The organism is Rhizobacter terrae (genome assembly GCF_003852895.1).
Classification (GTDB): Bacteria; Pseudomonadota; Gammaproteobacteria; order Burkholderiales; family Burkholderiaceae_C; genus Albitalea; species Albitalea terrae.
The window spans coordinates 448,427-466,863 of record NZ_QUSW01000003.1 but is presented as its reverse complement, the minus strand read 5'-3'; the positions used below and the strand labels follow the sequence as shown (position 1 = coordinate 466,863).

Here is an 18,437-nt window from a genome sequence, read left to right as displayed (position 1 = left end):
CCCGCTTGGCGCTGTGGGGCCGGTGGCCCCGGAATCAGATGCGCATGGGCATCACCACGTACTTGAAGCCGGCCTGTTCGGGCACGGTGATCAAGGCACTGGAGTTGGTGTCCTGCAGTTCGATCTTGATCATCTCCTGGCTCATGTTGGCCAGCGCGTCCATCAGGTAGGTCACGTTGAACCCGATCTCGATGGTGTCGCCGTTGTAGTCGATCTCGAGTTCTTCCTTCGCCTCTTCCTGCTCGGCATTGCTCGACGCAATGCGCAGCACGCCCGGCTCGATGTTCACGCGCACGCCCTTGAACTTCTCGCTGGTCAGGATGGCGGCGCGCTGCAGGCTCGACAGGAGCGGCGCGCGGCCGAGCGTCACGTGGTTCTTGTGGTTCTTCGGAATCACGCGGTTGTAGTCGGGGAACTTGCCTTCCACGAGCTTGGTCACGAACTCCATGCCGCTGAATCCGAACTTGGCCTGGTTGCCGGCGAAGCGCATCTCGATGGGCGTGTCCTCGTCCTTGAGCAGGCGCTGAAGCTCGAGCACGGTCTTGCGCGGAAGGATCACTTCCTGCTTCGGGATCTCGACATCCAGCGTGGCTTGCGCGAGCGCCAGGCGGTGGCCATCGGTGGCCACCAGCGTGAGGCTCTTGCCCTCGGCCACGAAGAGGATGCCGTTGAGGTAGTAGCGGATGTCGTGCACCGCCATCGCGAAGTGCACCTGGTTGATGAGCAGCTTGAGCGTCTTCTGCGGCACGCTGAACATCGGGCCGAAGTCGGCGGCTTCCTGCACCAGCGGGAAGTCGTCGCTGGGCAGCGTCTGCAGCGTGAAGCGGCTCTTGCCGCCTTGCAGGGTCAGCTTGTTCTGGTTGGCGCTGAGGCTGACAGCCTGGTCCGAGGGCAGGGCACGCAGGATGTCGATCAGCTTGCGTGCACCGACGGTGGTGGCGAAGTTGCTGGGGTCGCCGTCGAACTCGGCCGTCGTGCGGACCTGGATCTCCAGGTCGGAGGTCGTGAGCTCGATCTGGCCGCCCGTCTTGCGGATCAGCACGTTGGCCAGGATGGGCAGTGTGTGACGGCGCTCGACGATGCCCGCCACTGCTTGCAAGGTGTTCAACAGTTTTTCTTGCGCTGCCTTCAAGACAATCATGTCAGCCTCTTAAATTAGTCGTTCTAGTAGGAGTGAACAGCTTCTGTGGAGAACGCCATTTTCTCCTGATCCATCAATCATTTAGGTTGCGGTCAACCCTGTGGGGCGGTGGGCGGAAACAGCGGGACGGGGGCACAACAACTTCTTCGACCATCCTTGGCCTGTGGACATCTGGCAGCTTGTTCAAAAGTTGTCCCCACCCTTGTTCCTTGACGCGTCAGCTCGCATTGTGATGGAGCTTGGCTCAGCCCTTGAGCGTCTGTTCAAGCACGTGCAGTTGCTGGTTGAGTTCGGTGTTCTTCTGGCGCTCGGCCGCGATCTTGCGCACGGCATGCAGCACCGTCGTGTGGTCGCGTCCGCCGAAGAGTTCGCCGATCTCGGGCAGGCTCTTCTGCGTCATTTCCTTGGCCAGGTACATGGCGATCTGCCGCGGCCGTGCGATGCTCGCCGGCCGCTTCTTGGAGTACATGTCGGCCACCTTGATCTTGTAGAAGTCGGCCACCGTCTTCTGGATGTTCTCCACGCCGACCTGGCGGTTCTGGATGGACAGCAGGTCCTTCAGCGCCTCGCGGGCGAGCTGGATGTTGATGTCCTTGTGGCTGAAGCGCGAGTACGCGAGGATCTTGCGCAGCGCGCCTTCCAGCTCACGCACGTTGGCCCGCACGTTCTTGGCCACGAAGAAGGCCACGTCTTCGGGCATGGTCGCCCCCTCGGCGTCGGCCTTGCGCATCAGGATGGCCACGCGCATCTCCAGCTCCGGCGGCTCGATGGCCACCGTCAGGCCGGCGTCGAAGCGCGAGGTGAGCCGCTCGTCGATGTCCACCAGCCCCTTGGGGTAGGTGTCGCTGGTCATGATGATGTGCGCCCGCTTGGCCAGCAGCGCTTCGAAGGCGTTGAAGAACTCCTCCTGCGTGCGCTCCTTGCCGGCGAAGAACTGCACGTCGTCGATGAGCAGCAGGTCCAGCGAGTGGTACTTGGCCTTGAGCTCGTCGAAGGTCTTGCGCTGGTAGTTCTTCACCACATCGGTGATGAACTGCTCGGCATGCAGATAGAGGATGCGCGCATCGGGCTTGTCGGCCAGCAGCGCATTGCCCACGGCATGGATGAGGTGCGTCTTGCCCAGGCCGACACCGCCGTAGATGAAGAGGGGGTTGTACATCTGCCCCGGGGCACCGGCCACGTGCAGCGCGGCGGTGCGCGCCATCTGGTTGGCGCGGCCCGGCACGAGGGTGTCGAAGGTGAGGTTGGTGTTGAGCCGGTTGGTGGCCAGAGCCCGCTGTGTCGGACTCGGGGGCGTGGAAGGCACCACCGACAGCGAGGCAGGATGGCCGTTGCCGTTCGTCGCCTGGCCGCTGAGCACCTGCGACAGCGCCTGCGGGCGTGAATTGATGGAGATGACCGAGCCGACGCCGTTGACGGCAAGCCGCTGCTCCGGCTCGCGCTGGGCCAGTGCGATTTCCAGGCGCACCGGCTTGCCGGCGATCTCGGTCAGCAGGGCCTCGATGCGGCCGGCGTACTGGTTGCGGATCCAGTCGAGCTTGAAGCGGTTGGGCACGCGCAGCGTCACCACCGCATCGCCTGCTTCGCTGTCGGCCACATCGGCAGCGGGCAGTGGACGGATCCAGGTATTGAATTGTTGTTCGGGCAATTCGGCGGCGAGTCGCTCGCATCCGCGTTGCCAGAGGTCTGCGGTCATGTTGTGGAAAACTCTCTTTGGAGCGGCCGGATTGTACGTCCCCCGAGTCGGCCAGGAACGCGGTTATCCACAGTTTTCGCGAGGGGGTCAAGACCCTTGGCAAGCCGCATCCTGCCGTCCAAGTCTTTGACTTTGAAGGGGGTTTTTGGTGTAATAGTGGGTTTCCCGAATGCTTGCCCTGTGCTGCTCCATCAGAGCCAGCATGCCGCGCAAGAGCCTGTCGGGACCCTCCAACGGAATCCCCAGCAGGAAAGCCAATCATGAAGCGTACCTACCAAGCCTCCAAAGTCCGTCGTGCCCGCACCCACGGCTTCCTCGTCCGCATGAAGACCCGTGGCGGCCGTGCCGTCATCAACGCCCGCCGCGCCAAGGGCCGCAAGCGCCTCGCCGTCTGATCGCGACCGCGCCACGCCCTGCGCAACCGGGGCCTGCGTCGTGATCGGTCGCATCGTGCGTTCCGTCGACTTCGAACGCGTGCTGTCAGCGCCCAGCCGGGCGCGCAGCGCGCATTTCGCCGTTCATCACGTCCAAGACCGCCCGAGCCAGCCGCGCAAGCCGTCCACCCACAGGCTGTCCACTGAGTTATCCACAGGCGGAGCGCCTGTTGGAAAACCAGCTGTGGATGACGCCCCGGGTGACGCATCTTCAACACCGCCCGTCCCGCCCCTGCAGGGTGCATGGATGGGCGTTGTCGTTCCCAAGCGCTACGCCAAGCGGTCCGTCACCCGCACGCTGCTGAAACGGCAGATCCGGGCCGCTGTGCAGCGCCAGTCCCAGGGCGGCACGGGTCTTCCCGCCGGTTTGTGGGTCGTGCGATTGCGTTCGCCATTCGCGGTCAAGGACTTTCCCAGCGCGGCCTCCGATGCCTTGCGTTGTGCGGCCCGCGGTGAGCTCGATGAGCTCATGGCCATTGCAGTCCGGCGCGGCGCCCGCACTTGAGGCGACCATGAGCATCCTCCGGCGGGTCACCGACGCACCACGCGACGCACTGCTGCTGCTGGTGCGCGGCTACCGGTTCTTCCTGAGTCCCTGGCTGGGCTCGGCCTGCCGCTTCGAGCCGACCTGTTCTGCCTATTCCATGCAGGCCCTGCAGCGCCACGGCGCGGTGGCCGGCACGCTGCTCACGGCCGGACGCATCCTGCGTTGCCACCCCTGGTGCAACGGCGGGCATGATCCGGTCCCCGAGAAGCCCTATCCGCTTTTCAGCCGACTGCTGGGCGACACGTCCGGCCGGCACCATCCTTCCCCCATCTCCCGCGAAAAGAACACGCCATGACCGACATGCGCCGCACCCTGCTCTGGGGCGTCTTTCTGGTTTCCCTGTTCCTGCTGTTCGAAGCCTGGAACGTGCAGAACGGACGGCCCTCGCTGCTGCATCCGGCAGCACCCAAGACGGCGGCCAGCGCACCGGCGCATGGCGCATCGGGCGGGGCTGGTGCTGCCGCCACGGCCGTCGCCGCGAGCGCATCAGGCGTGATCCCCTCGGTCGCGTCCGAAAAGGTCGAGGTCGTGACCGACGTGGTCAAGGCCACCTTCGATTCGCGCGGCGGCACGCTGGTGCACCTGGAGCTGCTGAACACGCCCGAGCAGATCGAGAAGCCGTGGTATGAGCCGCTGCTGGCGCTGGTTGGCAAGGCGTCGACGCAAGAAGCGCCCGCGCGCAACGTCGTGCTGTTCGACAGCACGTCGCAGCGTGTCTACGTGGCGGAGACCGGCGTGCTGGGCGTGGCGGGCGCTCCCAACCACCTGAGCCCCATGGCCGTCGTGCCGGGCGAGCGAACGCTCAAGCAAGGCGTGAACGACCTGTCCGTCAGCTTTGAATCTGCTGAGCAAGGCGGCCAGAAGCTGGTGAAGACCTTCGTGTTCCACCGTGGCGTCTACACCGTGGATGTGAAGCACGAACTGCGCAACGTGGGAACCGCGGCCCTTCCGGCCCAGCAGCTGTACCTGCAGCTCACCCGCGACAGCGTCCCCGGCCCGGGCGGCTCGGCCTTCTACAGCACCTTCACCGGTCCGGCGGTCTACAACGAAGAAACCAAGTTCAAGAAGCTCGAGTTCAAGGACGTGGACAAGGCGCCCACCACGCTCAACGCCGACAACGGCTGGGTCGCGATGGTGCAGCACTACTTCGCCAGCGCCTGGGTGCACAAGGCCCAGGGCGCGCGCGAGTTCCGGGTGCGCGCGATCGATGCGGCCGAGAACCTGTACGGCCACCGCATCTACACCGCGGCCATCCTGTTCCCGGTGCCCACGCTGGCCCCCGGCGCGAACTTCACCTTCGACTCGGTGCTGTTCGCCGGTCCGCAGGAAGAGAACAAGCTCTCGGAAATCGCCCCCGGCCTGCAGCTGGTCAAGGACTACGGCGTGCTGAAGATCCTCGCCGAGCCGCTGTTCTGGCTGCTGACGCAATTGCACAAGATCCTGGGCAACTGGGGCTGGGCCATCGTCGCACTGGTGGTGTTGCTGAAGATCGCCTTCTACTGGCTCAACGCCAGCGCCTATCGCTCCATGGCCAAGATGAAGGCCATCAACCCCAAGGTGATGGAGCTGCGCGAGCGCTACAAGGACAAGCCGCAGCAGATGCAGCAGGAGATGATGCGCATCTACCGCGAGGAGAAGGTCAACCCCATTGGCGGCTGTCTGCCCATCTTCGTGCAGATGCCCTTCTTCATCTCGCTGTACTGGGTGCTGCTGTCCACGGTGGAGATGCGCGGCGCGCCCTGGCTGGGCTGGATCCATGACCTCTCGCTGAAGGATCCGTACTTCATCCTGCCGATCCTGATGACGGCCACCAGCCTGGTGCAGGTGGCGCTCGGCGCGAAGCCGCCCGATCCCGTCCAGGCCCGCATGATGTGGTTCATGCCGCTGGCGTTCTCGGTGATGTTCTTCTTCTTCCCGGCCGGCCTGGTGCTGTACTGGCTGACGAACAACATCCTGTCCATCGCGCAGCAGTACGTGATCAACAAGCGCATGGGCGTGCTCAACACCTGAGCCTCGTGAACTTCGCACGCGCGATTCGCGCTGCGGTTCAAGCGGCTCCCCGGCCGGGTCGATAACTTCCACAATCGATCAATGCGGGGCTGACCCGGCCTGCCATTGCCCGGCGCAGCATTCCCGCTGCGCGCGGACACATGGCAGTCCGGCTCTGGAGCGCCGACGGTCACGGACGTCGACCTCGGCCTCCCCCCGCGCCATCCCACCCTGGCACCTGCGGCGACAATCCCGCCCATGCTGCCGCGCCACCACGACCCCATCGTTGCCGTCGCCACTGCGCCCGGGCGCGGTGCCGTGGGCATCGTGCGCGCGTCGGGCAAGGATTTGGGCGTCGTCATCCGGGCGCTGTGCGGCAAGAGGCTGATGCCGCGCCACGCGACCTACCTGCCTTTCCTCGACAGCGACGGCGCCACCTCCATCGACCAGGGCATCGCCATCCATTTCCCTGCACCGCATTCCTACACGGGCGAAGAGGTGCTCGAACTCCAGGCCCATGGCGGCCCGGTGGTGCTGCAACTTCTGCTGGCGCGCTGCCTGGAGGCCGGCCGCGGCATCGGCCTGCGGGTGGCCGAGCCGGGCGAATTCACCGAACGGGCCTACCTCAACGACAAGCTCGACCTGGCCCAGGCCGAGGCGGTGATCGACCTCATCGATGCCAGCACCGAGGCGGCGGCGCGCTCGGCGACGCGCTCGTTGAGCGGCGACTTCTCGCGCGAGATCCACACCCTGCGCGACCAGCTCATCCATTTGCGCATGCTGGTGGAAGCGACGCTGGACTTTCCCGAGGAAGAGATCGACTTCCTCGAAAAGGCCGATGCCCGTGGGCAGCTCACGCGCATCACCGCGCAGCTGGACGCCGTGCTCGACCGCGCCCGGCAAGGCGCACTGCTGCGCGAAGGCATCAAGGTCGTCATCGCCGGGCAGCCCAACGTGGGCAAGAGCTCGCTGCTCAATGCGCTGGCCGGTGCCGAGCTGGCCATCGTGACGCCGATCGCCGGCACCACGCGCGACAAGGTGAGCCAGACCATCCAGATCCAGGGTGTGCCGGTGCACGTCATCGACACCGCCGGCATCCGCGGCGAGCACGCGGCCACCGACGAGGTGGAGCGCATCGGCATCGCGCGCACCTGGGCAGAGATCGAGGGTGCGGATGCGCTGCTTTTCCTGCACGACCTCACGCGCATGGGCGAGGCGGACTACGACGCGGGCGAAGCCGACATCGTTGCGCGATTGCCGGCGGCGCTCTCCAGTGGCGACCGGTTGGTGCATGTGCTGAACAAATCCGATGCAGCGCAGGTCGCTCGGGCCCATGGCATCGCGCTGTCCGCCAAGACCGGTGCCGGGCTGGATGAACTGCGCCGCAAGCTGCTGGAACTGGCCGGCTGGCACGCCAGCCCCGAAGGCCTGTTCATCGCCCGCACCCGCCATGTCGATGCCCTGCGGCGCACCCGTGAGCACCTGGCGCTGGCCGATGCGCAGGCCACCAGCCCCGACCCGGCACTGGACATCCTGGCCGAGGAACTGCGCCTGGCGCAGGCGGCGCTGGGCGAGATCACCGGCGAATTCAGTGCCGACGACCTGCTCGGCGAAATCTTCAGCCGCTTTTGTATCGGGAAGTGAGGGATGCGCCAGTCGTGACAAAGGGCACGACAGACGGTACCCATTCGTGGACCAATGGGGCTTGCCCCTCGACTCGGGCGATTGTGGGTGTTCGCGCGGCGAACCATAATCGGCGCACAACTACAACGAGGCGGGGCTGACGTCGCTTCGGAGCTTCCACATGGAATTCAATGACCTGGTGCATGCCATCCAGACCCTGAATGCGGAAGATGCATTCAGGCCGCGGTTGACGCTGGACCAATGGCGAGTGATCTCTCCTTATCTCACTCGCCACGACATCCGAGCCGGCGACTTGCTCATCAAGCAGGGCGACACCGACCGCACGATGTATTTCCTCGGGCAGGGTTCGCTGCAGGTCTTCGTGACCGGCGGGCCTCCGGGCAGCAACCGCATCGCCATCCTGCGTGCCGGCTCGGTGGTGGGCGAGCCGGGCCTGTTCGGCGATGGCCCTCGCATGGCCAACGTCGAGGCGATGACGCCTTGCGCGGTGTGGGCGCTGCGCGGGCCGCGCCTGGAAGAGCTGGCGGCGCGTTCGCCGGCGCTGGCGCTCGAACTGCTTCGCGCGGCCGGTGGCGTGATGTCCATGCGCATGCGCAACAACATGGTGCGGCAAGTCCCGTTCACCTGAAGGCCGCACCCGCCGGCGGCCCGGACGGGCCCCGGCTTCAGTTCTTGTCGTTGCCCAGCAGCGCGTCCTTCAGCCCGCGGTCGGCGGGCGATTCACCCACCCAGATCTTCAGCACCATGCTGAAGAATTCGTCATCGCCCACGGGCTCGCCCTGGGCCTGGCCGGTGATGAAGAACTGCGTGCCCTTGCCGGGGGTGAATTCCATCGCGAAGCTCTCGCCGGGCATCATCTTGGACTTGCCCGAGAAGATCTCGATGAACCGGGTGGTCGACAGGGCGTGCTTCTGCACCACTTCCCTGGGCGAGTTCTCCGACAGACCCTTGACGAACAGGCGGCCCAGGTCGGTGCCGGGAAGCTCCCGCAGCGCCACGAAATACAGCCGCTTGGGCCCGGGCAGGGCCAGCAGTTCAGCCGGCGTGCTGACCTTCTTCGTGGTGTACAGCCCCATGTCGTACACCTTGAAGATCGCCTTGTAGCGGGTGCCGGCGCCGTTCAGTTCAAGCTTCGTGCCGCGCACGTCGGCGGTGGGCTCGAACTTGGTGGTGGTCTGGGCGGCCATCACTGCCGGGGTGGCGGCAGCTGCCGCGCAGGCGAAGGCGATGGAAGCAAGGGCGGTGCGCAGGCGAAGCATGGGTTCTCCCAACTGTTCTCGGAATCGTTGCCATCGTACTGGCGACGTGAACCCCCTCACGTGTGCATTGAGCACATTCAGCGTCAGAGTAAACCCGAATCGGTAAAATCACGGCCCTTCGGCCTACGTGCCGCACCTGACGCGGCCGCGGGTTCTCCGGCCGGCCCATTGGCCCAGGCTTTCCAGCCGGGCCTCCTTCCAGCGACTCATCGATGACCTACCAGGTCAAGGAAATCTTCTACACCCTGCAAGGCGAAGGCGCGAATGCCGGTCGCCCGGCGGTGTTCTGCCGTTTTGCGGGCTGCAACCTGTGGAGCGGGCGGGAAGAAGACCGGGCGACGGCGGTATGCAGGTTCTGCGACACCGACTTCGTGGGCACGGATGGGCCCGATGGCGGGCGCTTCGCCGATGCGGTGTCGCTGGCGTCGTCGATCCACTCGCGCTGGCCCGCCGGCGTGGCGGGCCGCAAGCTGGTGGTGTTCACCGGCGGCGAGCCGCTGTTGCAGCTGGACGCGGCATTGATCGACGCCATGCACGCCCAGGGCTTCGAGATCGCCGTGGAAAGCAACGGCACCATCGCCGCGCCTTCGGGCATCGACTGGCTGTGCATCAGTCCCAAGGCCGGTGCGCCGCTCAAGCAGACACGCGGGCAGGAGCTCAAGGTGGTGGTGCCGCAGCCCGAGCTGTCGCTCGATGAACTCGCCATGCTCGACTTCGAGCACTTCTTTCTTCAACCCATGGACGGCCCGCAGGCGTCGGCCAACACGCAATGGGCCATTGCCCAGTGCCTGCGCGATCCGCGCTGGCGCCTGAGCGTGCAGACCCACAAGGTCATCGGGATCCGCTGATGGTTTACGAGCTCTCCCAAACCTTCCACTTCGAGGCGGCCCACACGCTGGTGCGCGAGATCGACGCCGCGTCGAGCAAGCGCATCCACGGCCACACCTACCACGCCGAAGTCACGCTGCGCGGCGTGCCCGACGCCGCCAGCGGCATGCTGATGGACCTGGGCTTCTTCCGCCGCGAGCTGGCGGTCGTGCAGGAGATGCTCGACCATCACCTGCTGGACGAGGTGGCCGGGTTGACCAAGCCCACGCTGGAAGGGCTGTGCGCCTTCATCGCCGAGAAACTGCGCGCGCCGCTGCCGCTGCTGGCCTCGGTGAAGGTGTGGCGCGCCACAGGTGATTCCTGCAAGCTGATCGTCGGCTGAGTCGTCAGCGCTTGCGGGCCAGCGTGAGCCCGTCTCCCACCGTCAGCAACGACACGTCCACGCGCTCATCGCGGTGCAGCTTGTCGTTGAGCGCCTGCAGCGCCGCCGTGTCTTCGTTCTTCGCCGGCCTGGCCACCTCGCCGCTCCACAGCGTGTTGTCGATGGCGATCAGCCCGTTCTGGCGCACGAGCTGCAGGCAGCGCTCGTAGTAGCCGTCGTAGCTGCGCTTGTCGGCGTCGATGAAGGCGAAGTCATAGCGTCCCGCCTCGCCCGCGGCCAGGCGTTCGTCCAGCGTCTTCATCGCGGGCTGCAGCTTCAGGTCGATCTTGTGTTCCACCCCCGCCTGCTTCCAGAACGGCTTGCCGACCCGCGTGAACTCGTCGTTGATGTCGCAGGCCAGCACGCGCCCGTCCTCGGGCAGGGCCAGCGCCACGCTCAGCGCGCTGTAGCCGGTGAACACGCCGATCTCGATGGTGCGCTTCGCGCCGATCAGCTTGACCAGCAAGGCCATGAACTGCCCCTGGTCGGGACCGATCTGCATGCCGGCATAGGGGTGGTCGCGCGTTGCCTCGCGCAGGCCGACCTGCGCCGGATGCTCGCGCGCGGCGTGGTCCACGATGTACTGGAACAGGGTGTCGTCGATGGTCAGTGTGCGTGACATGCGAGGCTCCTTGAGTTGTCGTTGCGTGGTGTTGATGCATTCTGGCCGGGCGCCGGCGAGGCATCGATGCCCAGCCCCTCACGCCGTATCGGGAACGAGCCTCAGATGCGTGATCTCGGAAGGCGCACCGAAACGCTTGGGCGGCCCCCAGTAGCCGGTGCCGCGGCTGGTGTAGACCCACAACTGCCGCAACCGGTGCAGCCCGGCCGTGAAGGGCTGCTGCAGTGGTACGAAGTGGTTCCACGGCCAGAACTGTCCGCCGTGCGTGTGCCCCGAGAGCTGCAGATGGAAGCCTGCCCGCTCGGCGGCCTCCGCACTGCGTGGCTGGTGCGCCAGCAGCACGCGGACCAGCGCATCGTGCGGTGCCCCGGCCATGGCGGCCTGAGGGTCGCTGCGCCGTGCGGGGTCGAAGTGGTGGGCACTGTAGTCCGTCACGCCGGCCAGCAGCAGCGGCTCGCCTTCGTGGCGGATCACCACGTGCTCGTTCTGCAGCACGCGCAGGCCGATGCGCTGCAGCTCCGTCACCCAGGCCTCGGCCCCGCTGTAGTACTCATGGTTGCCGGTGACGAAGAAGGTGCCGTGCCGCGAGTGCAGGTCAGCCAGCGGCGCGACGTGGGCCGACAGCTCCGGCACGCGGCCGTCCACCAAGTCGCCGGTCACGGCCACGAGGTCCGCCTCCAGCCGGTTGACCTTGCGCACGATCGCATCGAGGTACTCGCGGCCGATGGTTGGGCCGACGTGGATGTCGCTGATCTGCGCGATGGTGAAGCCTTCCAGGGCCTTGGGCAGGCCGGCGATGGGCACGTCCACCGGCACGATGGCGGCAGTGCGGCGCGCGTTGAGGAAGCCGATGGCGGTGACGAGCAGGGCCAGCAGCGGCACGGCGCGCCCGCTGAGCATCGCGGCGGTCGCGAAGCCGCTCCATGGCGTGGTGGCGGCCTGCCAGGCGGAGGCCGCCAGCAGGAGCACATCGCGCAGCAGGGTCAGCACGAACAGCGACGAGAAGAGGCCCATGAAGAGCAATCCCGCCCAGGTCAGGGCGAGGGTGAGCCGGTCCTGCCGGGCGCGGCGGGCGAAGAGGCTGCCGGGCATGAGCAGGGCCGAGGCCGCCAGCAGGCCCGACAGCAGCCACTGCACGAGGGGCTCGCCGGCCCAGGCCGGCACCAGCCGCAGGCCGATGTAGCCGTGCAGCAGCGCGGTCAGGAGGATGAGCGGCGAGAAGGCCATGGCGCGAACGGGTTGCCGGGAAGCTCCGCAGTTGAGCGGCTGCGCGCCGTATTCAACCGCCGTTCGTCGGCTGGCCGCTCAATTTGTCCGAATCGCCACAGTGGGATGGCGCCTTGCGCCTCAATGTTCCAGGCCCAGTCCCTGCTGCCACAGCGGCCAGGCCTGGTTGAACGGGTCGGTGCCGTTCACCGTGCCGAAGGCCGAAGCGTCGCGCGTGAGCCGCAGCCACGCGCGGGTGTCGTGGTGCGCGCCAGGCACCGGCTGGTCGTCGCGCACCTGCGCGAACCAGGCGTGGACCTGTGCGTACTGCTGCGGATGGTGCTGCAGCGTCCAGGCCAGTCCCACCAGGTCGGCGAAGCCTTCCTCGCGGCGCGTGTCGCGCATCTCGTGGCGCAGGCGGGCGATCTCTCGGTCGGCGATGGGCGCGGTCTCGTCGATGTTGTCCACGAAGCCCGCCGGCACGGTGTGCCAGGCGCCGTGCACGTAGCGCCAGCAATGGCCCAGCTCGTGCGCCACCATGGCCTGAACGACCGGCCCTTCGAGGCCCGGCGGAATCTGCGTGAGCGTGGATTCAGCCTCGGGGTTGCCGCGCATGGCCAGCACCAGCTTGCAGCGCTTGTTCTCGAAGCCCATGGCCAGCGGGGCGTCACCGGGCTTGGCCTGCGGCAGCACCACGATGTCCAGCGGCAGCTGCTGTTCCTTCGCATAGTTCACCACCGGCCAGCCGGCGCGCAGCCAGCGCATCTCGGTGTCGGTGAGGTCGGCGGCCCGCGCACCACCCAGGGTGGCGAGCAGCGCGGCGGCAAGGAGGACGAAGGGCTTGCACATGCCCTTCGATTGGACCCGGCGCGTGACGCGGCCAGGGCCGGATAAACGCGATCAAGCCGTGCCAAATCCACACCGACCGCGGGGAAGATGTATCAGCGCGGCGTGCCGGAGGCGTCGGCGTCGTCCGAGGTCGCCGGCGTGGAGCTGCCTGTGCCGCTGCCGGACATCGGCCCGACGGTGCTGCGGCTCATGCCCTGGAGCGCGCGGTCGAGCTCTGCCGAAGTCTTGGGCGGGTCAGTGCTGGCTGCCGGCCGGCTGGATGCGAAGCCCGCCGCCTTGTCGCCGATGACGATCACGTCGCCCTCGCGGCGCATCACCACGTCGTTGGGGGAGGTCACTGCCGGCGTGGAGGATCCCTCGGACGGCTCAGGCGCGTTCGGATCGATGGACCAGTGGTCCGACGGCCACGACGCGCCCGGTTCCGGCGGATGCTGCCGCGCCTGCGGGAAGCGTGCCTTGGCGTCGACAAGCTTGCCGTTGAGCGCGGTGCGGAAGAAGTCGCCCACCAGCAGGATGGCGTTGTGCCCGCCCTGGCCCCAGTAGTCGCTGCGCATGGTGACGCGCGAGTCGTTGAAGCCGACCCAGGCGCCGGCCACCAGGCCAGGATGCATGAGGATGAACCAGCCATCGGTGTTGTTCTGCGTGGTGCCCGTCTTGCCGGCGATGTCGCTCACGATGCCGAAGCGCGACTTGATCTGCGTGCCCGTGCCGCGGTTGACCACGCCGCGCATCATGTCGATGAGGTCGGTTGCGGCATCGGCGGACATCGCCCGCCGCGTTTCGCCGACGAACTCCGCCAGCACGTCGCCGTGGCGGCTCGAGATGCGCTTGACCATCACCGGCTTGTGGTACTGGCCCTGCTGCGCGATGGTGGCGTAGGCGTTGACCATCTCCATCAGCGTGACCGGGCTGGTGCCCAGTGCGAGCGAGGGTACCGGGTCGAGCCGGCTCTGCGTCACGCCCAGGGACCGCGCCAGGCTGGCCACGCGCGCCACGCCCACCTCCTGCGCCACCTGGGCGGTGATGACGTTCTTGGAGAAGACCAGGCCATCGCGCAGGGTCATCATCTCGCCGCTGGGCGTGGACATGTCGGTGGGACGCCAGACGGTGCCGTCGTTGAGCTGGATCTCCACCGGCGCATCCAGGTAGGTGTGCTCCGGGCTGATGCCGCTTTCCAGCGCCGCGCCGTAGACGAAGGGCTTGAAGGTGGAGCCCGGCTGCCGCGCGGCGAGGGACACGTGGTCGTACTGGTCGTCGTCGAAGTCGCGGCTGCCGACCCAGGCTTTCACTTCGCCGGTGGCCGGGTCCATGGCGAGGAAGCCGGCCTGCAGGTGGGTCTTCTCGGCCTTCAGGCGCGACATCAGTTCGGCGTTGGCCATGACGGTCTTCAGGGCTGCACCATCGTTGCCCTGGGCCTTCAGCGCCTCGCGGTACTGCGGCGTCTCACGCACGAACAGGTCCACCAGGTCGCGCCGCTTGTTCCAGAAGAAGCCGAAGGCATCCACCTTGGGTTGCATCTTCACGTAGGCGTCGGCAGACGTGGCGTTCATGCGCGTGCCGGCAGCGCTCCACTCCACGTCGGCCACGGCCTGCAGTGCCTTGGCCTGGCGATCGACGGCTTGCATGGCCGCGGCCTGCAGGCGCGAATCGATGGTGGTCTGCACGACCAGGCCGTCGGTGTAGAGGTTGTAGTCATGCTCGTCGGCCCAGGCGATGAGCCACTTGCGCATCTGGATGGCGAAGTGCGGTGCGTCGCCCAGCACGTCGGGCTGGCGGTTGAACTGGACATTGAGCGGTGTCTCGCGCAGGGCGCCAAGCCGTGACTCGTCCAGCAGCTTGTGGTGCGCCATCTGACCGAGCACCACGTTGCGCCGCTCGCGGGCGCGCTCGGGATGCAGCACCGGGTTGTAGTAGCGCGTGCCCTTGAGCATGCCGATGAGCGTGGCGCTTTCCAGCACATCCAGCTGCGACGCGGGCTTGTCGTAGTAGGTGCGTGCGGCCATCTCGATGCCCACCACGTTGTAGAGGAAGGGCGCGCTGTTGAGATAGTTCTCCAGGATCTCCTGCTTGCTGAAGTTGCGCTCGATGCGCAGCGCGGTGATCAGCTCCTTCACCTTGCGCGTGAGCGTGCGCGAGCGGCCGATGTCGTCGGGAAAGAGATTGCGCGCGAGCTGCTGCGTGATAGTGGAACCGCCTTGCGTGTCGCCACCCATCGTGCGCCAGGCGGCGCCGAAGGTGCGGTACACGTCCACGCCGTGGTGGGCGTAGAAGCGCTGGTCCTCGGTGGCGATGAGCGCGTTGATGACATTGGGCGAGATGCGTCCGAGGGGCACGCGTTCCTGCTGCGTGCGCTGGAAGATGCTGAGGACCTTGCCGTCGGCGGACATGAGCACGCTGGGTTTCACGTCCTGCAATGCGCGCAGCTCGCGGGCGCCGGGCGAGGCGGGAATGAGTGCGAGCACGAATGCCGTGAGCGCAAGCAAGGCGATGCCCAGCATCAGGAAGACCCACAGGGTCAGGCGCCTCGCATAGGCGTGCCACGGCACGGGGCCGTCTGCGCGGGTGGGCCAGCGCGTCCACTCGGGGCGTTTGTAGTTCATGTCCACGTCCTGCCGCCAGCGTGGCAGCCTGGACTGTCAGGGCAAGCGTCGTGCCCATCCACCGGGCTTCGGGCATGGTGATTGCCGATTCGTGGTGATGATCTCAACCTTTCATCGGAGCCTGTCATGCCTGCCCTGAGCCCCGCGCAGCTTCATGCCGTCGAAGAGCGCCTGTCCGACCGTGAGGCCGAGTTGCGTGAACGTGTGCGCGAAGCGAAGGAAGCGCAGGCGGATCGGCCCAGTGCGAATCGCGATCACGTGGAAGATCTTGGCGAGGAAGGCGAGCAACGCTTTCGCAATGGCATCGAGCACGTGGAACTCATCCGCGATCAGGAAGAGCTGACCGACATCGTTGCCGCACGGGAGCGCATCGCGGGTGGGCACTATGGTGAATGCCTGGATTGCGGGCAGGACATCGCGCCGCAGCGATTGCAGGCGCAGCCGACGGCGGTTCGGTGCTTGATCTGCCAGGGGGCTTGGGAGAAGAAGCACGGGACGACCTTGCGGTATAGCGTTTGATTCGGGCTTTTGGTGGATCCGCGGCAGGCGGCATGGGCCAGGGGCTGCGGCTGTGGCGGTCGGCGCGTAGCGCCGACTGCGCTGCGCTGCTCGCACCGAGGGGTGTGCCGCAGAACTCGCTACGCGCCCCTGCGGTGCGCTGCGCTCAAACAGCCGCGGCAAGCTAGAGGACGAAGCGCGCTGCGCGCGCCACCCCTCGGTGCTGCGCTGCTCGCCGCCACAGACGCAGCCCCTGGCCCACCCACGCCTTTGCCCCACCCCACAGCAGACGAAAAAAGAGCGGTGGCCCCGAAGGACACACCGCTCAGCTCTCACTCGCTCTCGCTCAGAAAAACTCTTTGCGTCTCTCCATCAACGGAGGATCACCAGCCGATCGTGAAGGTCACGGTCGTCGGCGAATCAGTGTGGATGGAGGGGCTGAAGCCACCGACGTCGTCATAGGCGAAGCCGTAGGCCAGCTTGTTGATGCTGTGGTCGTGCCAGAACTTGCTGAACCAGTTGCTGGGCAGGCCGGCCGGATGGTGGGCCGACTGCACGTACCAGTTCGCTGGCGTCTCGGCCACGTGGCGGTTGAGCGCCGCGCACAGCTGGGCCTGGATCTGCAGCTGCACGCCGGTGTCCGTCGGGCCGCCGCTGGTGTCGTCCAGCAGGCCATTGCCCAGGAACACCATCGACGTGGTGGGCTTGCCGTTGATGTAGTAGGTGCCGTTCTTGTTGCCGCCGGTGAAGACGAAACGGTCACCGCTCACGCGGCCGTGGAAGGTGCCCATGTTGTCCAGCGTGAACACCAGGTCTTCGTTGCGGTAGCGAGCCCACACCGTGTCGATGTACGACTGCAGGTAGTTGGCGTTGGCCTTGCCCGCGATGAAGGTCGCATGCGACGGCGCCATGATGCGGTAGGGCGAGTACGGCGCCTGGGCCAGGCCGTGGAACTCCGCCGGCGTCTCCGTCTGGAACTTGCTGAACAGCGTGTCGCGCGACTCGGCGAGCGCTTCGCCCACCGTCTGGTCGAAGCCGTTGAGTCCCTGCACGCGCAGCTTGACCGGGAAGCCGAACTGGTCGACGCGCGTCGTGTTCACGAAGATGCCCTGGTTGGGCTGGCCCTTCGGAATGATCGCCATCTCGCCGAAATCGAAGTAGACGTCGATGTTCGGGTCGGTCGGGTTCTCGATGTTGGCGCCGGCATAGCCGACGTTGCCGTTGCCGTCGATCACCACGCGGATGTACATCGGCGAACCCACCGAGAACAGGATGCGCGCTGAGTTGATCGCGGGGATGGTCACCGACTTGGACTGCGCCAGCGTGTAGAAGTAGTTGGTGTAGGTCACGCCGCCTTTGGTCAGCGCGCCGTTGTCGGCGGTGGACATCGGGATCAGCTTGCCGTTCAGGTCCACGTGCACGAACTGGCCGGTGGCCCAGTCCTTGCCGATGATGGACCAGTACACCTGGCTGTCAGGCCAGCGCCCATTCGTCTGGTTGACCATGTTGAAGGTGGTCATGCCGTTCCAGGTGCCGCCGGTCTGGATGGTGTAGGAACCGGTGGCGACGGCCGAGTCCGTCATGCCCGACTTCTGCGCGATGGCCTTGAGTGTCTTGCTCGATGCCACGCTGATCGCGCCGGCGTAGGTGGCGCTGGACGAGGTGGGCGTGCTGCCGTCGGTCGTGTACTTGATGGTCGCGCCCGAGGTGGCTGTGCTGATCGTCACGTTCTGCGCGCTGCTGTAGGTGCCGGGCGCAGGCGAGAAGGTCGGCGTGGCCACCGTGCCAGGGTTGGTCGTGCCGCCGCCCACGGTGAACGAGTAGTGCGGCGTGTCGGTCTGCGTGGCGCCGTTGGTGCTGAAGGTGTACCAGTAGTTCAGCACGTTACCGGTGGCCACGGGACTCACGTTGGTCTCGTAGCGGGCGGCACCCGTGTTGTTGGTCATGCGCAAGTTCTGCTGCGCGCCGCCGTTGAGCGTGTAGTGCACGTCCACGAACGACAGGCTGCCCGTGGGCTTGAACCACACGGTGGCCGTGTTGCCCGAGACGCTCACGCCATAGGTGTAGCCGCTGCCCGAACCGCTGTCGCCGCCGCCTCCGCCACCGCCGCCCGTGCTCTGGCCGACGGTGAAGTTGAAGCTGGCCGAGTCGTAGGCCGGCGTGCCCTTGTTGTAGGTGAAGCTGTAGGCCAGCGTGTTGCCGTTGGCCACCGGGGTGACCTGGGTCTCGTGGCGGCCGGCGGAAGCGTTCCAGGTCATGCGCAGGTTCTGCTGCGCGCCGCCGTTGAGCTTGTAGTGGACGTCGGCCCACGTGGTGGTCGACGAGGTGGGCTTGAACCAAATGGTGGCAACGTTGCCGCTGACGTCCACGCCCTGGGTGTAGTCACTGGCGGTCTGGGCCTGCGCGAAGGGCAGCAGGCAGAACAGCGTCGCCAATACTCCGGCGAGCCATAGTGCAATCCGTTTCATCGGGGTGTCTCCTTTTAGGTGCGGTTCGCAACTTCCGAACCCCTGCACGTCGCGTTCTCTGAAAGCGCTTTCGTGGCAGCTGGATGATAGAGATTCGATGCCCATGTTGAAAGCGCTTTCCGGTAGGGGTTTCTCCGAGCGCGAGCACTTGCTTGGTGTCAGTTCGTGTCTTGAGTCACGAAAGATGGCTGGGCACGGCGTCTGCCGGTGTCGAACTCACTGAAGGAGCCCACGA

17 protein-coding genes are annotated in these 18,437 nt (G+C 66.4%); 9 read left to right on the top strand and 8 right to left on the bottom strand.

Annotation, left to right across the window (positions count from 1 at the left end):
• Positions 1-34 precede the first annotated feature (34 nt).
• Both dnaN and dnaA read right to left on the bottom strand, forming a co-directional pair.
• Positions 35-1,141 (bottom strand): DNA polymerase III subunit beta, encoded by a 1,107-nt coding sequence (gene dnaN, locus DZC73_RS13715; protein WP_124540872.1) that lies wholly within the window; start codon positions 1,139-1,141, stop codon positions 35-37.
• A 244-nt stretch (positions 1,142-1,385) separates the two neighbouring features.
• Entirely contained in the window at positions 1,386-2,837 is a 1,452-nt protein-coding gene (gene dnaA, locus DZC73_RS13710) for a chromosomal replication initiator protein DnaA (RefSeq protein ID WP_124540871.1), read from the bottom strand.
• Positions 2,838-3,097: 260 nt separating this feature from the next.
• On the opposite strand from dnaA, the gene rpmH reads away from it, so the two are divergent.
• The 6 genes from rpmH (at position 3,098) to DZC73_RS13680 (ending at position 8,079) form a co-directional block, all read left to right on the top strand.
• Positions 3,098-3,232, top strand: coding sequence for a 50S ribosomal protein L34 (rpmH, locus tag DZC73_RS13705; RefSeq protein WP_007834827.1), 135 nt, complete (start codon positions 3,098-3,100; stop codon positions 3,230-3,232).
• A complete protein-coding gene (locus DZC73_RS13700) occupies positions 3,171-3,776 on the top strand; it encodes a ribonuclease P protein component (RefSeq protein ID WP_124540870.1) in 606 nt (201 codons plus the stop codon). Before rpmH ends, DZC73_RS13700 begins: the two co-directional genes overlap by 62 nt.
• Before the next feature lie 7 nt (positions 3,777-3,783).
• Complete coding sequence (gene yidD, locus DZC73_RS13695; RefSeq protein WP_124540869.1) at positions 3,784-4,113, top strand: membrane protein insertion efficiency factor YidD; 330 nt, start codon at positions 3,784-3,786, stop codon at positions 4,111-4,113.
• Positions 4,110-5,828, top strand: a complete 1,719-nt coding sequence (gene yidC / locus DZC73_RS13690; RefSeq protein WP_124540868.1) for a membrane protein insertase YidC — start codon at positions 4,110-4,112, stop codon at positions 5,826-5,828. Before yidD ends, yidC begins: the two co-directional genes overlap by 4 nt.
• A 237-nt stretch (positions 5,829-6,065) precedes the next feature.
• On the top strand, positions 6,066-7,451 hold the full coding sequence (mnmE, locus tag DZC73_RS13685; RefSeq protein WP_124540867.1) for a tRNA uridine-5-carboxymethylaminomethyl(34) synthesis GTPase MnmE: 1,386 nt from the start codon (positions 6,066-6,068) through the stop codon (positions 7,449-7,451).
• Between the two features lie 160 nt (positions 7,452-7,611).
• A complete protein-coding gene (locus DZC73_RS13680; protein WP_124540866.1) occupies positions 7,612-8,079 on the top strand; it encodes a cyclic nucleotide-binding domain-containing protein in 468 nt (155 codons plus the stop codon).
• A 37-nt stretch (positions 8,080-8,116) separates the two neighbouring features.
• Here DZC73_RS13680 and DZC73_RS13675 read toward each other — a convergent pair whose 3' ends face one another.
• Entirely contained in the window at positions 8,117-8,710 is a 594-nt protein-coding gene (locus tag DZC73_RS13675; RefSeq protein ID WP_124540865.1) for a chalcone isomerase family protein, read from the bottom strand.
• 212 nt (positions 8,711-8,922) lie between these two features.
• On the opposite strand from DZC73_RS13675, the gene queE reads away from it, so the two are divergent.
• Together queE and DZC73_RS13665 are read left to right on the top strand one after the other, a co-directional pair.
• Positions 8,923-9,558, top strand: a complete 636-nt coding sequence (queE, locus tag DZC73_RS13670) for a 7-carboxy-7-deazaguanine synthase (RefSeq protein ID WP_124540864.1) — start codon at positions 8,923-8,925, stop codon at positions 9,556-9,558.
• The gene (locus DZC73_RS13665) at positions 9,558-9,920 is read left to right on the top strand and encodes a 6-pyruvoyl trahydropterin synthase family protein (RefSeq protein ID WP_124540863.1); all 363 of its coding nucleotides are present in this window, start codon (positions 9,558-9,560) and stop codon (positions 9,918-9,920) included. Before queE ends, DZC73_RS13665 begins: the two co-directional genes overlap by 1 nt.
• A 4-nt stretch (positions 9,921-9,924) precedes the next feature.
• Here DZC73_RS13665 and DZC73_RS13660 read toward each other — a convergent pair whose 3' ends face one another.
• The 4 genes from DZC73_RS13660 to DZC73_RS13645 form a co-directional block, all read right to left on the bottom strand.
• Positions 9,925-10,581, bottom strand: coding sequence for a class I SAM-dependent methyltransferase (locus DZC73_RS13660; RefSeq protein ID WP_124540862.1), 657 nt, complete (start codon positions 10,579-10,581; stop codon positions 9,925-9,927).
• A gap of 78 nt (positions 10,582-10,659) precedes the next feature.
• Entirely contained in the window at positions 10,660-11,808 is a 1,149-nt protein-coding gene (locus DZC73_RS13655; RefSeq protein WP_124540861.1) for a metallophosphoesterase, read from the bottom strand.
• 120 nt (positions 11,809-11,928) lie between these two features.
• Complete coding sequence (locus tag DZC73_RS13650) at positions 11,929-12,636, bottom strand: hypothetical protein (RefSeq protein WP_124540860.1); 708 nt, start codon at positions 12,634-12,636, stop codon at positions 11,929-11,931.
• 92 nt (positions 12,637-12,728) lie between these two features.
• The gene (locus DZC73_RS13645; RefSeq protein ID WP_124540859.1) at positions 12,729-15,236 is read right to left on the bottom strand and encodes a penicillin-binding protein 1A; all 2,508 of its coding nucleotides are present in this window, start codon (positions 15,234-15,236) and stop codon (positions 12,729-12,731) included.
• A 126-nt stretch (positions 15,237-15,362) separates the two neighbouring features.
• On the opposite strand from DZC73_RS13645, the gene DZC73_RS13640 reads away from it, so the two are divergent.
• Positions 15,363-15,755: a TraR/DksA family transcriptional regulator gene (locus DZC73_RS13640; RefSeq protein WP_124540858.1), complete on the top strand. Its 393-nt coding sequence runs from the start codon at positions 15,363-15,365 to the stop codon at positions 15,753-15,755.
• Positions 15,756-16,117: 362 nt separating this feature from the next.
• Here the strand turns inward: DZC73_RS13640 and DZC73_RS13635 are convergent, their stop codons facing one another.
• The gene (locus DZC73_RS13635; protein ID WP_198414852.1) at positions 16,118-18,202 is read right to left on the bottom strand and encodes a beta-1,3-glucanase family protein; all 2,085 of its coding nucleotides are present in this window, start codon (positions 18,200-18,202) and stop codon (positions 16,118-16,120) included.
• Positions 18,203-18,437 lie beyond the last annotated feature (235 nt).

Bases quoted from the DNA above. Each gene is read 5' to 3' on its own strand.
- DZC73_RS13655 (WP_124540861.1), bottom strand. From the start codon at position 11,808: ATGGCCTTCTCGCCGCTCATCCTCCTGACCGCGCTGCTGCACGGCTAC.
- queE (WP_124540864.1), top strand. From the start codon at position 8,923: ATGACCTACCAGGTCAAGGAAATCTTCTACACCCTGCAAGGCGAAGGC.
- mnmE (WP_124540867.1), top strand. From the start codon at position 6,066: ATGCTGCCGCGCCACCACGACCCCATCGTTGCCGTCGCCACTGCGCCC.
- yidC (WP_124540868.1), top strand. From the start codon at position 4,110: ATGACCGACATGCGCCGCACCCTGCTCTGGGGCGTCTTTCTGGTTTCC.
- DZC73_RS13640 (WP_124540858.1), top strand. From the start codon at position 15,363: ATGCCTGCCCTGAGCCCCGCGCAGCTTCATGCCGTCGAAGAGCGCCTG.
- DZC73_RS13645 (WP_124540859.1), bottom strand. From the start codon at position 15,236: ATGAACTACAAACGCCCCGAGTGGACGCGCTGGCCCACCCGCGCAGAC.
- dnaN (WP_124540872.1), bottom strand. From the start codon at position 1,141: ATGATTGTCTTGAAGGCAGCGCAAGAAAAACTGTTGAACACCTTGCAA.
- DZC73_RS13680 (WP_124540866.1), top strand. From the start codon at position 7,612: ATGGAATTCAATGACCTGGTGCATGCCATCCAGACCCTGAATGCGGAA.
- DZC73_RS13665 (WP_124540863.1), top strand. From the start codon at position 9,558: ATGGTTTACGAGCTCTCCCAAACCTTCCACTTCGAGGCGGCCCACACG.
- DZC73_RS13635 (WP_198414852.1), bottom strand. From the start codon at position 18,202: ATGAAACGGATTGCACTATGGCTCGCCGGAGTATTGGCGACGCTGTTC.
- DZC73_RS13675 (WP_124540865.1), bottom strand. From the start codon at position 8,710: ATGCTTCGCCTGCGCACCGCCCTTGCTTCCATCGCCTTCGCCTGCGCG.
- rpmH (WP_007834827.1), top strand. From the start codon at position 3,098: ATGAAGCGTACCTACCAAGCCTCCAAAGTCCGTCGTGCCCGCACCCAC.
- DZC73_RS13650 (WP_124540860.1), bottom strand. From the start codon at position 12,636: ATGTGCAAGCCCTTCGTCCTCCTTGCCGCCGCGCTGCTCGCCACCCTG.
- yidD (WP_124540869.1), top strand. From the start codon at position 3,784: ATGAGCATCCTCCGGCGGGTCACCGACGCACCACGCGACGCACTGCTG.
- dnaA (WP_124540871.1), bottom strand. From the start codon at position 2,837: ATGACCGCAGACCTCTGGCAACGCGGATGCGAGCGACTCGCCGCCGAA.
- DZC73_RS13660 (WP_124540862.1), bottom strand. From the start codon at position 10,581: ATGTCACGCACACTGACCATCGACGACACCCTGTTCCAGTACATCGTG.